Annotated in this window: 9 protein-coding genes; all 9 read left to right on the top strand. The window is 49.8% G+C overall.

The genetic code is table 11. The features are described 5' to 3' along the window. Positions 1–1080: elongation factor Tu (gene tuf, locus JK216_RS16165; RefSeq protein WP_212715389.1), on the top strand; the 1080-nt coding region annotated here is incomplete at its 5' end. Positions 1081–1307: 227 nt separating this feature from the next. Continuing rightward, positions 1308–1691 carry a preprotein translocase subunit SecE gene (secE, locus tag JK216_RS16160; protein ID WP_212710955.1) on the top strand — a complete coding sequence of 128 codons (384 nt, stop codon included), beginning with the start codon at positions 1308–1310 and terminating at the stop codon, positions 1689–1691. Between the two features lies 1 nt (position 1692). Continuing rightward, positions 1693–2238 (top strand): transcription termination/antitermination protein NusG, encoded by a 546-nt coding sequence (nusG, locus tag JK216_RS16155; protein ID WP_212709402.1) that lies wholly within the window; start codon positions 1693–1695, stop codon positions 2236–2238. A gap of 143 nt (positions 2239–2381) precedes the next feature. After that, positions 2382–2810, top strand: a complete 429-nt coding sequence (rplK, locus tag JK216_RS16150) for a 50S ribosomal protein L11 (protein WP_212709403.1) — start codon at positions 2382–2384, stop codon at positions 2808–2810. Positions 2811–2813: 3 nt separating this feature from the next. Next, entirely contained in the window at positions 2814–3518 is a 705-nt protein-coding gene (rplA, locus tag JK216_RS16145; protein WP_212709404.1) for a 50S ribosomal protein L1, read from the top strand. 345 nt (positions 3519–3863) lie between these two features. Next, complete coding sequence (rplJ, locus tag JK216_RS16140; RefSeq protein WP_212709405.1) at positions 3864–4361, top strand: 50S ribosomal protein L10; 498 nt, start codon at positions 3864–3866, stop codon at positions 4359–4361. Between the two features lie 60 nt (positions 4362–4421). Continuing rightward, positions 4422–4787, top strand: coding sequence for a 50S ribosomal protein L7/L12 (gene rplL, locus JK216_RS16135; protein WP_212709406.1), 366 nt, complete (start codon positions 4422–4424; stop codon positions 4785–4787). Positions 4788–5116: 329 nt separating this feature from the next. Further along, a complete protein-coding gene (rpoB, locus tag JK216_RS16130) occupies positions 5117–9145 on the top strand; it encodes a DNA-directed RNA polymerase subunit beta (RefSeq protein WP_212709407.1) in 4029 nt (1342 codons plus the stop codon). Between the two features lie 82 nt (positions 9146–9227). After that, positions 9228–13448 (top strand): DNA-directed RNA polymerase subunit beta', encoded by a 4221-nt coding sequence (rpoC, locus tag JK216_RS16125; protein WP_212709408.1) that lies wholly within the window; start codon positions 9228–9230, stop codon positions 13446–13448. The last annotated feature ends 29 nt before the right edge of the window (positions 13449–13477 follow it).

Raw genomic sequence — 13477 nt, 5'->3', positions numbered from 1 at the left:
CTGGCTAAACACTACGGCGGTGCAGCTCGTGACTTCGCGCAGATCGATAACGCGCCAGAAGAAAAAGCACGTGGTATTACCATCAATACTTCACACGTAGAATACGAAACCCCGACCCGTCACTATGCACACGTTGACTGCCCGGGCCACGCCGACTACGTTAAAAACATGATCACCGGTGCTGCACAGATGGACGGTGCAATCCTGGTTGTTGCTGCAACTGACGGCCCTATGCCTCAGACCCGTGAGCACATCCTGCTGGGCCGCCAGGTAGGCGTTCCTTACATCATCGTGTTCCTGAACAAATGTGACATGGTTGATGATGAAGAGCTGCTGGAACTGGTAGAAATGGAAGTCCGTGACCTGCTGTCACAGTACGACTTCCCTGGCGACGATACGCCAATCGTACGCGGTTCAGCGCTGAAAGCACTGGAAGGCGACGCAGCATGGGAAGAAAAAATCCTGGAGCTGGCTGGCTTCCTGGATTCTTACATTCCTGAGCCAGAGCGTGCAATCGACCTGCCATTCCTGCTGCCAATCGAAGACGTATTCTCAATCTCCGGTCGTGGTACAGTCGTTACCGGTCGTGTAGAGCGCGGAATCATCAAAGTCGGTGAAGAAGTTGAAATCGTTGGTATCAAAGATACTGCGAAATCAACCTGTACCGGTGTTGAAATGTTCCGTAAACTGCTGGACCAGGGTCAGGCGGGTGAGAACGTTGGCGTTCTGCTGCGTGGTATTAAACGTGAAGAAATCGAACGTGGTCAGGTCCTGGCAAAACCAGGTTCAATCAAGCCACACACTCAGTTCGAATCAGAAGTTTATATCCTGTCGAAAGACGAAGGCGGCCGTCATACTCCGTTCTTCAAAGGCTACCGTCCACAGTTCTACTTCCGTACAACTGACGTGACCGGTACCATCGAACTGCCGGAAGGCGTAGAGATGGTAATGCCAGGCGACAACATCAAAATGGTTGTTACCCTGATCCACCCAATCGCGATGGATGACGGTCTGCGTTTCGCAATCCGTGAAGGTGGTCGTACTGTAGGTGCTGGTGTTGTTGCTAAAGTTATCGCTTAATAACCGATAATATTTGACGGCATGTACATGGAAAGGGCATCATTTGATGCCCTTTTTGCACGCCGAAACATAGAACCTGACTCATCAGTGATTTTTTTTGTGTAAATCATTGCTGAGACAGGCTCTGGTTTGGCGTAAGATACCAGGGGTGCTGCAAAGTATTTCTGGTTTGGATACCTCGCCATGCGGGGTTTAATGGTTTCTGGATTATTCTGGCAGGTTGGTTTATGAGTGCAAATACCGAAGCTCAGAGGAGCGGGCGCGGCCCGGAAGCAGTGAAGTGGCTGGCCGTTGCTGTCCTGATAATTGCGGCTATTGTCGGCAATTATTATTATCGCAACGTGAACTTACCTTTACGTGCTCTTGCCGTGGTTATCATTATTGCGGTCGCCGGAGCGATAGCTCTGTTGACAACGAAAGGTAAGGCGGCGGTTGCATTTGCCCGTGAAGCCAGAACTGAAGTGCGCAAGGTCATTTGGCCGACTCGTCAGGAAACGTTGCAGACCACGTTAATCGTTGCTGCGGTTACCGCCGTAATGTCACTGATTTTGTGGGGGCTGGATGGTATTCTGGTCCGTCTGGTATCGTTTATCACTGGACTGAGGTTCTGAGATGTCTGAAGCTCCAAAAAAACGCTGGTACGTCGTGCAGGCGTTTTCCGGTTTCGAAGGCCGCGTAGCAGTTTCACTGCGTGAGCATATTAAACTGCACAATATGGAAGACCTGTTCGGCGACGTTATGGTGCCGACCGAAGAGATCGTTGAAATCCGTGGCGGACAGCGTCGCAAAAGCGAGCGCAAATTCTTCCCGGGTTATGTGCTGGTACAAATGGTTATGGAAGATGCAAGCTGGCACCTGGTACGCAGTGTACCTCGTGTTATGGGCTTCATTGGCGGTACATCTGACCGTCCTGCACCTATCAGCGACAAAGAAGTCGACGCGATTATGAATCGTCTGCAACAGGCAGGCGATAAGCCACGTCCTAAAACCATGTTTGAGCCGGGTGAAATGGTACGCGTCAGCGATGGTCCGTTTGCTGACTTTAACGGTGTGGTTGAAGAAGTGGATTATGAAAAAAGCCGCCTGAAAGTCTCTGTTTCTATCTTTGGTCGTGCAACCCCGGTTGAGCTTGATTTCGGTCAGGTAGAAAAAGGCTAATCACAGTTTGTGGTTGGGTGTATTGCAAAAGGCGCGAAATTGACCTATAATTTCGCGCCTTTTGTTTTTACATGCCTGGTGCGTGTAAAATAATTATCACGGGAAGCCTTAACTAAGGCGTTATACCCAATAGAGGAAATATCATGGCTAAGAAAGTACAAGCTTATGTCAAGCTGCAGGTTGCAGCCGGCATGGCTAACCCAAGCCCACCGGTTGGTCCGGCGCTGGGTCAGCAGGGTGTTAACATCATGGAATTCTGTAAAGCGTTTAACGCAAAAACAGAAAGCCTGGAAAAAGGTCTGCCAACGCCGGTTGTTATTACCGTATACAGCGACCGTTCTTTCACCTTCGTTACCAAAACGCCTCCTGCAGCAGTTCTGCTGAAGAAAGCGGCGGGTATCAAGTCTGGTTCAGGTAAACCGAACAAAGACAAAGTAGGTAAAGTAACACGTGCTCAGCTGCAGGAAATTGCAACAACTAAAGCAGCGGACATGACTGGTGCAGACTTAGATGCGATGACTCGTTCTATCGAAGGTACTGCGATCTCCATGGGCCTGGTAGTAGAGGATTAATAAATGACTAAGCTTACCAAGCGCATGCGCGTAATCCGTGACAAAGTTGACGTCACCAAGCAGTACGAGATCAACGAAGCTGTCGCACTGCTGAAAGAGCTGGCAACCGCTAAATTTGTTGAAAGTGTTGATGTTTCTGTAAACCTCGGCATTGATGCTCGTAAATCAGACCAGAACGTGCGTGGCGCGACTGTTCTTCCACATGGTACCGGCCGTAGCGTTCGCGTTGCTGTCTTCGCTCAGGGTGCAAACGCTGAAGCTGCCAAAGCCGCTGGTGCTGAACTGGTAGGTATGGAAGATCTGGCTGATCAGATCAAAAAAGGCGAAATGAACTTTGACGTTGTTATTGCTTCTCCGGATGCAATGCGCGTAGTTGGTCAGTTAGGCCAGGTTCTGGGTCCGCGTGGCCTGATGCCAAACCCGAAAGTGGGTACTGTAACTCCTAACGTTGCTGAAGCAGTGAAAAATGCTAAAGCGGGTCAGGTTCGTTACCGTAACGACAAAAATGGCATCATCCATACCACCATCGGTAAAGTTGACTTTGATGCTGACAAACTGAAAGAAAACCTGGAAGCTCTGCTGGTTGCGCTGAAAAAAGCAAAACCAACGTCAGCCAAAGGCGTGTATATCAAGAAAGTCAGCCTGTCCACTACCATGGGTGCAGGTGTTGCTATCGATCAGGCTGGTCTGAGCACTGCGACTGCTTAAGTACTTGCTTGACGCGGGCGAAATTTTCACCTAGAATTTTCGCCCATTCTTCCTTTGGGAAGACACCGCGGGGAAGTTTATTCCCCGGGTAAGAATTTTCGGTTGGAGCCTGGCCTTATCCAGGCCTCCGTCCAAGACCGCAGGTGTGGTCATTCCGGACAGAAGATTTTTCTGCTGGCCGGGGGGAGCACTTAATTCCCTGCGTAGACGGTGAGAGAGCCCGAAGAAAATATTCTTTTCTGGATTCTGCTCACCGTGTTTAGCGCCTGTCAGTATTAACCGGCAGGTGAAGTGAGTTCCGGAAAGGTAACTTTCCGGACTAAAATAATCCAGGAGCACAAGCTAATGGCATTAAATCTTCAAGACAAACAAGCGATTGTTGCTGAAGTCAGCGAAGTAGCCAAAGGCGCGCTGTCTGCGGTTGTTGCGGATTCCCGTGGCGTTACCGTAGATAAAATGACTGAACTGCGTAAAGCAGGTCGTGAAGCTGGCGTATACATGCGTGTTGTTCGTAACACCCTGCTGCGCCGCGTTGTTGAAGGTTCTCAGTTTGAGTGCCTGAAAGACACGTTTGTTGGTCCGACCTTGATTGCATACTCTATGGAACACCCGGGCGCTGCTGCTCGTCTGTTCAAAGATTTCGCGAAAGCGAATGCAAAATTCGAGGTTAAAGCTGCAGCCTTTGAAGGTGAGCTGATCCCAGCCGCTCAAATTGACCGTCTGGCAACGCTGCCGACTTACGAAGAAGCACTGGCACGTCTGATGTCGACCATGAAAGAAGCCGCTGCCGGCAAACTGGTTCGTACTCTGGCCGCTGTACGCGATGCAAAAGAAGCTGCTTAATTGCACTTTTAATCTCGCTGCTTACGTATAAACTTATTCTGATTTTTAGGAACAATTGTTATGTCTATCACTAAAGACCAAATCCTGGAAGCTGTTGCAGCTATGTCCGTAATGGAAGTAGTTGAACTGGTTTCTGCAATGGAAGAAAAATTCGGTGTTTCTGCTGCTGCTGCTGTAGCTGTTGCTGCTGGCCCGGCTGAAGCTGCTGAAGAAAAAACTGAGTTCGACGTAGTACTGAAAGCTGTTGGCGCTAACAAAGTCGCAGTAATCAAAGCCGTTCGTGGCGCAACTGGTCTGGGCCTGAAAGAAGCTAAAGACCTGGTTGAATCTGCACCGGCAGCAATCAAAGAAGCAATCAGCAAAGACGACGCAGCTGCACTTGAAGCTGCTCTGAAAGAAGCTGGCGCTGAAGTTGAAATCAAATAAGACAACCCTCTGGGTTGCAGTCTGAGAAAGTTGCAGACTGATGGCTGGTGACTATAATAGTCACCAGCCTTTTTGCGCTAAAAGAGACTCTGTGGGGTTTCGCATTGTTTGTCCACAGGGCTTCTACAATATCTTTTTCTATCGACGCCTTAATATACTGCTTTCCCGTGGGGTTCCCTGCCTTACCAGAGCGATGAAATGATTTAAGAGTGATAGAAAGACGTATTGCACCGTGGGCACATCTCATGGTCAAAGCATAATAATGTTGCATGAACTGTCCTTCAGGACGGACAGCGTGGTTCGACTTGTCAGCGAGCTGAGGAACCCTAATGGTTTACTCCTATACCGAGAAAAAACGTATTCGTAAGGATTTTGGTAAACGTCCGCAAGTACTGGACATACCTTATCTCCTATCTATCCAGCTTGACTCGTTCCAGAAGTTTATCGAGCAAGACCCGGAAGGCCAATATGGACTGGAAGCAGCATTCCGTTCCGTTTTCCCAATCCAGAGCTACAGCGGTAACTCTGAGCTGCAATACGTCAGCTACCGTCTGGGTGAGCCTGTATTTGATGTAAAAGAATGTCAGATCCGTGGGGTGACGTTCTCTGCACCACTGCGCGTAAAATTACGTCTGGTCATCTACGAGCGCGAAGCGCCGGAAGGGACCGTAAAAGACATTAAAGAACAAGAAGTCTACATGGGCGAAATTCCGCTCATGACCGATAACGGTACCTTTGTTATCAACGGTACAGAGCGTGTTATCGTTTCTCAGCTGCACCGTAGCCCGGGCGTGTTCTTTGACAGCGACAAGGGTAAAACACACTCTTCCGGTAAAGTCCTGTATAACGCGCGTATTATTCCTTACCGTGGTTCATGGCTTGATTTTGAGTTCGACCCGAAGGACAACCTGTTTGTCCGTATTGACCGTCGTCGTAAACTGCCGGCCACTATTATCCTGCGTGCATTAAACTACACCACTGAGCAAATCATCGATCTGTTCTTTGATAAAGTCGTTTATGAAATCCGCGATAATAAGCTGCAGATGGCACTGGTCCCTGAGCGTCTGCGTGGCGAGACAGCCTCTTTTGACATTGAGTCAAATGGTACTGTCTATGTCGAAAAAGGCCGCCGTATTACTGCCCGTCATATCCGCCAGCTGGAAAAAGATAATGTCCAGCACATCGAAGTTCCGGTTGAATATATTGCCGGTAAAGTTGTGGCGCGTGATTACATCGACGAGAGCACCGGTGAGCTGATTATTGCGGCGAACATGGAATTATCCATGGACCTGCTGGCTAAGCTGAGCCAGGCTGGTCATAAGCGTATTGAAACGCTGTTCACCAATGATCTGGACCACGGTCCTTATATCTCTGAAACACTGCGTGTTGACCCGACTAATGACCGCCTGAGCGCCTTAGTTGAAATCTACCGTATGATGCGTCCTGGTGAGCCACCAACGCGTGAAGCGGCAGAGAACCTGTTTGAGAACCTGTTCTTCTCAGAAGATCGTTATGATCTGTCTGCGGTTGGTCGTATGAAGTTCAACCGTTCCCTGTTACGTGATGAAATCGAAGGCGCTGGTATCCTGAGCCACGATGACATCATCCAGGTAATGAAGAAGCTGATCGATATCCGTAACGGTATTGGCGAAGTGGATGATATTGACCACCTTGGCAACCGTCGTATTCGTTCAGTCGGCGAAATGGCTGAAAACCAGTTCCGTGTCGGTCTGGTACGTGTTGAGCGTGCGGTTAAAGAGCGTCTGTCATTAGGTGATCTGGATACCCTGATGCCTCAGGACATGATCAACGCGAAACCGATTTCTGCTGCCGTTAAAGAGTTCTTCGGTTCCAGCCAGCTGTCTCAGTTTATGGACCAGAACAACCCGCTGTCTGAAATTACGCACAAACGTCGTATTTCTGCACTCGGCCCGGGTGGTCTGACTCGTGAACGTGCAGGCTTTGAAGTGCGAGACGTACACCCGACGCACTACGGTCGTGTATGTCCTATCGAAACGCCGGAAGGTCCGAACATCGGTCTGATCAACTCTTTATCTGTTTATGCACAGACCAATGAGTACGGTTTCCTGGAAACCCCGTATCGCCGTGTTATTGACAGCCAGGTGACTGACGAAATTCATTACCTGTCCGCGATTGAAGAAGGTAACTTCGTTATCGCGCAGGCGAACACCAACCTCGATGATGACGGTCAGTTTGTTGATGACCTGGTCACTTGTCGTAACAAAGGTGAGTCCAGCCTGTTCAGCCGTGATCAGGTTGACTATATGGACGTTTCTACCCAGCAGGTTGTTTCTGTCGGTGCGTCTCTGATTCCATTCCTGGAACACGATGATGCTAACCGTGCACTGATGGGTGCAAACATGCAACGTCAGGCGGTTCCTACTCTGCGTGCTGATAAGCCGCTGGTTGGTACCGGTATGGAACGTGCGGTAGCGGTAGACTCCGGTGTTACTGCGGTTGCGAAACGTGGTGGTACAGTCCAGTACGTTGATGCATCACGTATCGTTATCAAAGTTAACGAAGACGAGATGTATGCCGGCGAAGCAGGCATTGATATTTATAACCTGACCAAATACACCCGTTCTAACCAGAACACCTGTATCAACCAGATGCCGTGTGTCAACCTGGGTGAACCGATCGAACGTGGTGATGTACTGGCTGACGGTCCGTCTACTGATCTGGGCGAACTGGCTCTGGGTCAGAACATGCGCGTGGCATTTATGCCATGGAATGGTTATAACTTCGAAGACTCCATCCTCGTTTCAGAGCGTGTGGTTCAGGAAGACCGTTTCACCACTATCCATATTCAGGAACAGGCCTGTGTGTCACGTGACACCAAGCTGGGGCCGGAAGAGATTACCGCAGATATCCCGAATGTCGGTGAAGCTGCACTGTCTAAACTGGATGAATCCGGTATTGTTTACATCGGCGCCGAAGTTACCGGTGGTGATATTCTGGTCGGTAAAGTGACGCCAAAAGGCGAAACACAGCTGACTCCGGAAGAGAAACTGCTGCGCGCGATCTTCGGTGAGAAGGCATCTGATGTTAAAGATTCTTCTCTGCGTGTACCAAATGGTGTTTCCGGTACCGTTATTGATGTTCAGGTCTTTACCCGTGACGGTGTTGAAAAAGACAAACGTGCACTCGAAATCGAAGAAATGCAGCTGAAGCAGGCGAAAAAAGACCTGACTGAAGAACTGCAGATCCTCGAAGCCGGTCTGTTTACCCGTATTTATACGGTACTGACCAGCGGTGGTGTTGAAGCTGATAAGCTGGACAAGTTACCACGTGAACGCTGGCTGGAGCTGGGACTGACTGATGAAGAAAAACAAAATCAGTTGGAACAGCTGGCAGAGCAATACGATGAGCTGAAGCGCGAGTTTGAGAAAAAACTTGAAGCTAAACGCCGTAAAATCACCCAGGGCGATGATCTGGCACCAGGTGTGCTGAAAATCGTTAAGGTTTACCTGGCGGTAAAACGTCAGATCCAGCCTGGTGATAAAATGGCGGGTCGTCATGGTAACAAAGGTGTTATCTCTAAGATCAACCCGATCGAAGATATGCCTTACGATGAAAACGGAACGCCGGTTGACATCGTACTGAACCCGCTGGGCGTACCATCGCGTATGAACATCGGTCAGATCCTGGAAACTCACCTCGGAATGGCAGCAAAAGGTATTGGTGACAAGATCAATGCCATGCTGAAACAACAGCAGGATGTCGCCAGACTGCGTGAGTTTATTCAGCGTGCTTATGACCTGGGTTCTGATACCCGTCAGACCGTTGACCTGAACACTTTCTCTGACGACGAAGTTATGCGTCTGGCAGAGAACCTGAAGAAAGGGATGCCAATTGCGACCCCGGTCTTCGACGGTGCTAAAGAAAGTGAAATTAAAGAGTTGCTGACTCTGGGGGGTATTCCTACCTCCGGTCAGATCACTCTGTTTGATGGTCGTACCGGTGAGCAGTTTGAGCGTCAGGTAACCGTAGGTTACATGTATATGCTGAAACTGAACCACCTGGTCGATGACAAAATGCATGCGCGTTCTACCGGTTCTTACAGCCTTGTAACTCAGCAGCCGCTGGGTGGTAAAGCTCAGTTCGGTGGTCAGCGATTCGGTGAGATGGAAGTGTGGGCACTGGAAGCATACGGTGCTGCTTATACCCTGCAGGAAATGCTGACTGTGAAGTCTGATGACGTTAATGGCCGTACCAAGATGTATAAAAACATTGTTGACGGTAACCATCAGATGGAACCAGGCATGCCGGAATCCTTCAACGTACTGTTGAAAGAGATCCGCTCGCTGGGTATTAACATCGAGCTGGAAGACGAGTAAGCACTCGCATTTGTACTGGTTACAGGGAGCCCGGTAATGTGCCGGACTCCCTGAGAAGTCTCACTCCGACGGGAGCAAATCCGTGAAAGACTTACTTAAGTTTTTAAAAGCGCAAACTAAAACCGAAGAGTTTGATGCGATCAAGATCGCTCTGGCATCGCCAGATATGATCCGTTCCTGGTCTTTCGGTGAAGTTAAAAAGCCAGAAACCATCAACTATCGTACCTTTAAGCCGGAACGTGATGGTCTGTTCTGTGCGCGTATTTTTGGTCCGGTAAAGGACTATGAGTGCCTGTGCGGTAAGTACAAGCGTCTCAAGCACCGTGGTGTTATTTGTGAGAAGTGTGGCGTAGAAGTTACCCAGACTAAAGTTCGTCGTGAACGTATGGGTCACATTGAGCTGGCTTCTCCGACAGCACATATCTGGTTTCTGAAGTCACTGCCATCCCGTATCGGCCTGTTATTAGACATGCCACTGCGTGATATTGAACGCGTACTGTATTTTGAATCTTATGTCGTTATTGAAGGCGGCATGACCAACCTTGAAAAGCGTCAGATCCTGACTGAAGAGCAGTATCTGGATGCGCTGGAAGAGTTTGGTGATGAATTCGACGCGAAAATGGGTGCGGAAGCAATCCAGGCTCTGCTGAAAGGCATGGATCTGGAACAGGAATGCGAACAGCTGCGTGAAGAGCTGAACGAAACCAATTCCGAAACCAAGCGTAAAAAGCTGACTAAGCGGATCAAACTGCTGGAAGCGTTTGTTCAGTCTGGTAACAAGCCAGAGTGGATGATCCTGACAGTACTGCCAGTATTACCACCGGATCTGCGTCCTCTGGTACCACTGGACGGTGGACGCTTTGCGACTTCAGATCTGAACGATCTGTATCGCCGTGTCATCAACCGTAACAACCGTCTGAAACGCCTGCTGGATCTGGCTGCCCCTGACATCATCGTACGTAACGAAAAACGTATGCTGCAGGAAGCGGTCGATGCACTGCTGGATAACGGTCGTCGTGGTCGTGCGATCACTGGTTCTAACAAACGTCCTCTGAAATCTTTGGCCGATATGATCAAAGGTAAACAGGGTCGTTTCCGTCAGAACCTGCTGGGTAAACGTGTCGACTATTCAGGTCGTTCCGTAATTACCGTTGGTCCATACCTGCACCTGCATCAGTGTGGCCTGCCTAAGAAAATGGCACTTGAACTGTTCAAACCATTTATCTACGGCAAGCTGGAACTGCGTGGTCTGGCAACGACTATCAAAGCCGCCAAGAAAATGGTTGAGCGTGAAGAAGCTGTGGTCTGGGATATCCTGGATGAAGTGATCCGCGAACACCCGGTACTGCTGAACCGTGCACCAACACTGCACCGTTTGGGTATCCAGGCTTTTGAACCGGTTCTGATTGAAGGTAAAGCTATCCAGCTGCACCCATTAGTTTGTGCGGCTTATAACGCCGACTTCGATGGTGACCAGATGGCTGTACACGTCCCGCTGACGCTGGAAGCTCAGCTGGAAGCCCGTGCACTGATGATGTCTACCAACAACATCCTGTCTCCTGCGAACGGTGAACCAATTATCGTTCCTTCTCAGGACGTTGTACTGGGTCTGTATTACATGACCCGTGACAGAGTCAACGGTAAAGGCGAAGGCATGGTACTGACCGGGCCTAAAGAAGCAGAGCGAGTTTATCGCGCTGGCCTGGCCGAGCTGCATGCCCGTGTGAAAGTCCGTATTACCGAATACAGCCTGAATGAGCAGGGCGACCTGATCCCACAGACCAGCCTGATCGATACCACGATCGGCCGTGCAATTTTGTGGATGATCGTACCTAAAGGTCTGCCGTACTCAATCATTAACCAGGCACTGGGTAAGAAAGCAATCTCTAAGATGCTGAATACCTGTTACCGTATCCTGGGTCTGAAACCAACGGTTATTTTTGCTGACCAGACCATGTATACCGGTTTTGCCTATGCTGCCCGTTCAGGAGCATCAGTAGGTATTGATGATATGGTTATCCCGGCCAAAAAAGCCGAGATCATCAGTGAAGCGGAAGCCGAAGTGGCTGAAATCCAGGAACAGTTCCAGTCTGGTCTGGTAACTGCCGGTGAACGTTATAACAAAGTCATCGATATCTGGGCTGCGGCCAACGAACGTGTTTCCAAAGCGATGATGGAAAACCTGCAAACTGAAACTGTGATTAACCGTCATGGTGAAGAAGAACAACAGGTTTCTTTCAACAGTATCTATATGATGGCCGACTCCGGTGCTCGTGGTTCTGCTGCTCAGATTCGTCAGCTGGCGGGTATGCGTGGCCTGATGGCGAAACCAGATGGTTCAATCATCGAAACGCCGATCACAGCGAACTTCCGTGAAGGTCTGAACGTACTCCAGTACTTCATCTCGACGCACGGTGCTCGTAAAGGTCTGGCGGATACCGCACTGAAAACCGCAAACTCCGGTTATCTGACTCGTCGTCTGGTAGACGTTGCACAGGATCTGGTCGTTACTGAAGACGATTGTGGTACCCACGAAGGTATCATGATGACACCGGTGATCGAAGGTGGTGATGTTAAAGAGCCACTGCGTGAGCGTGTTCTGGGTCGTGTTACCGCAGAAGATGTTCTGAAGCCGGGTTCTGCAGATATTCTGGTCGCCCGTAATACCCTGCTCGATGAGCACTGGTGTGACGTGCTGGAACAGAACTCTGTTGACAGCGTAAAAGTACGTTCTGTGGTTGGTTGTACCACTGACTTTGGCGTGTGTGCTCACTGTTATGGTCGTGACCTGGCTCGTGGTCATATCATCAACAAAGGTGAAGCGGTTGGTGTTATCGCAGCACAGTCCATCGGTGAACCTGGTACACAGCTGACGATGCGTACGTTCCACATCGGTGGTGCGGCATCCCGTGCGGCAGCTGAATCCAGCATTCAGGTGAAAAACAAAGGTACCATTAAGCTGATCAACGCTAAGTCGGTAACTAACTCAGCAGGTAAGCTGGTTATTACTTCACGTAACGTTGAACTGAATATGATCGATGAATTCGGTCGTACCAAAGAAAGCTATAAAGTACCTTACGGCTCCGTGATGGCCAAAGGCGATGGTGAGCAGGCGAATGCCGGTGAAACCGTTGCTAACTGGGATCCACACACAATGCCGGTTATCACCGAAGTGAGCGGTTTTGTTCGCTTTGTCGATATGAACGATGGTCAGACAATTACCCGTCAGACGGATGAACTGACAGGTCTGTCTTCTCTGGTGGTACTGGATACTGCTGAGCGTACTTCAGGTGGTAAAGACCTGCGTCCGGCACTGAAAATTGTCGATGCTAAAGGTGATGATGTGATGTTGCCAGGCACCGATATGCCTGCACAGTACTTCCTGCCAGGTAACGCAATTGTTCAGCTGGATGATGGTGTACAAATCAGTTCCGGTGATACCTTAGCGCGTGTTCCTCAGGAATCCGGCGGTACTAAAGATATTACCGGTGGTCTGCCACGCGTTGCTGACCTGTTTGAAGCCCGTCGTCCGAAAGAGCCGGCGATTCTGGCAGAAATCAGCGGTATTATTTCCTTCGGTAAAGAAACCAAAGGCAAACGTCGTCTGGTGATCACACCTGTTGATGGCAGCGAACCTTACGAAGAGATGATTCCGAAATGGCGTCAGCTTAACGTGTTTGAAGGTGAGCGTGTTGAACGTGGTGATGTTGTTTCCGACGGACCTGAATCACCGCACGACATTCTGCGTCTGCGTGGTGTTCATGCTGTGACCCGTTACATCGTTAACGAAGTGCAGGACGTTTACCGTCTGCAGGGCGTTAAGATTAACGATAAACACATTGAAGTTATCGTTCGTCAGATGCTGCGTAAAGCGACCATTGCTTCTTCCGGTAGCTCCGAGTTCCTGGAAGGTGAGCAGGCTGAAGTTTCACGTATCATGATCGCTAACCGTGAACTGGAAGCGAACGGCAAAGTCGCTGCGACTTTCGCCCGTGACCTGCTGGGTATTACTAAAGCTTCACTGGCAACCGAATCGTTTATTTCTGCGGCATCATTCCAGGAAACGACTCGCGTACTGACTGAAGCAGCAGTAGCCGGTAAACGTGATGAATTACGTGGTCTGAAAGAGAACGTGATCGTTGGTCGTCTGATCCCTGCCGGTACCGGTTATGCCTACCATCAGGATCGTATGCGCCGTCGTCATTCAGGTGAAGCACCTGTGACTCCTCAGGTCACTGCAGACGAAGCATCTGCCAGCCTGGCTGAGTTGCTGAATGCCGGCCTTGGTGGCAGCGACGAATAACAGAGTATGACATCGTGATATAAAACCCT

Origin of the sequence: Tatumella sp. JGM94 (assembly GCF_018257595.1) — a bacterium.
Lineage (GTDB): Bacteria > Pseudomonadota > Gammaproteobacteria > Enterobacterales > Enterobacteriaceae > Tatumella > Tatumella punctata.
This window is presented reverse-complemented; position numbering and strand designations above follow the sequence as displayed.

What these genes read in the sequence shown, in the direction of transcription:
- secE (WP_212710955.1), top strand. Translation starts at nt 1,308, where the DNA reads ATGAGTGCAAATACCGAAGCTCAGAGGAGCGGGCGCGGCCCGGAAGCA.
- nusG (WP_212709402.1), top strand. Translation starts at nt 1,693, where the DNA reads ATGTCTGAAGCTCCAAAAAAACGCTGGTACGTCGTGCAGGCGTTTTCC.
- rplK (WP_212709403.1), top strand. Translation starts at nt 2,382, where the DNA reads ATGGCTAAGAAAGTACAAGCTTATGTCAAGCTGCAGGTTGCAGCCGGC.
- rplA (WP_212709404.1), top strand. Translation starts at nt 2,814, where the DNA reads ATGACTAAGCTTACCAAGCGCATGCGCGTAATCCGTGACAAAGTTGAC.
- rplJ (WP_212709405.1), top strand. Translation starts at nt 3,864, where the DNA reads ATGGCATTAAATCTTCAAGACAAACAAGCGATTGTTGCTGAAGTCAGC.
- rplL (WP_212709406.1), top strand. Translation starts at nt 4,422, where the DNA reads ATGTCTATCACTAAAGACCAAATCCTGGAAGCTGTTGCAGCTATGTCC.
- rpoB (WP_212709407.1), top strand. Translation starts at nt 5,117, where the DNA reads ATGGTTTACTCCTATACCGAGAAAAAACGTATTCGTAAGGATTTTGGT.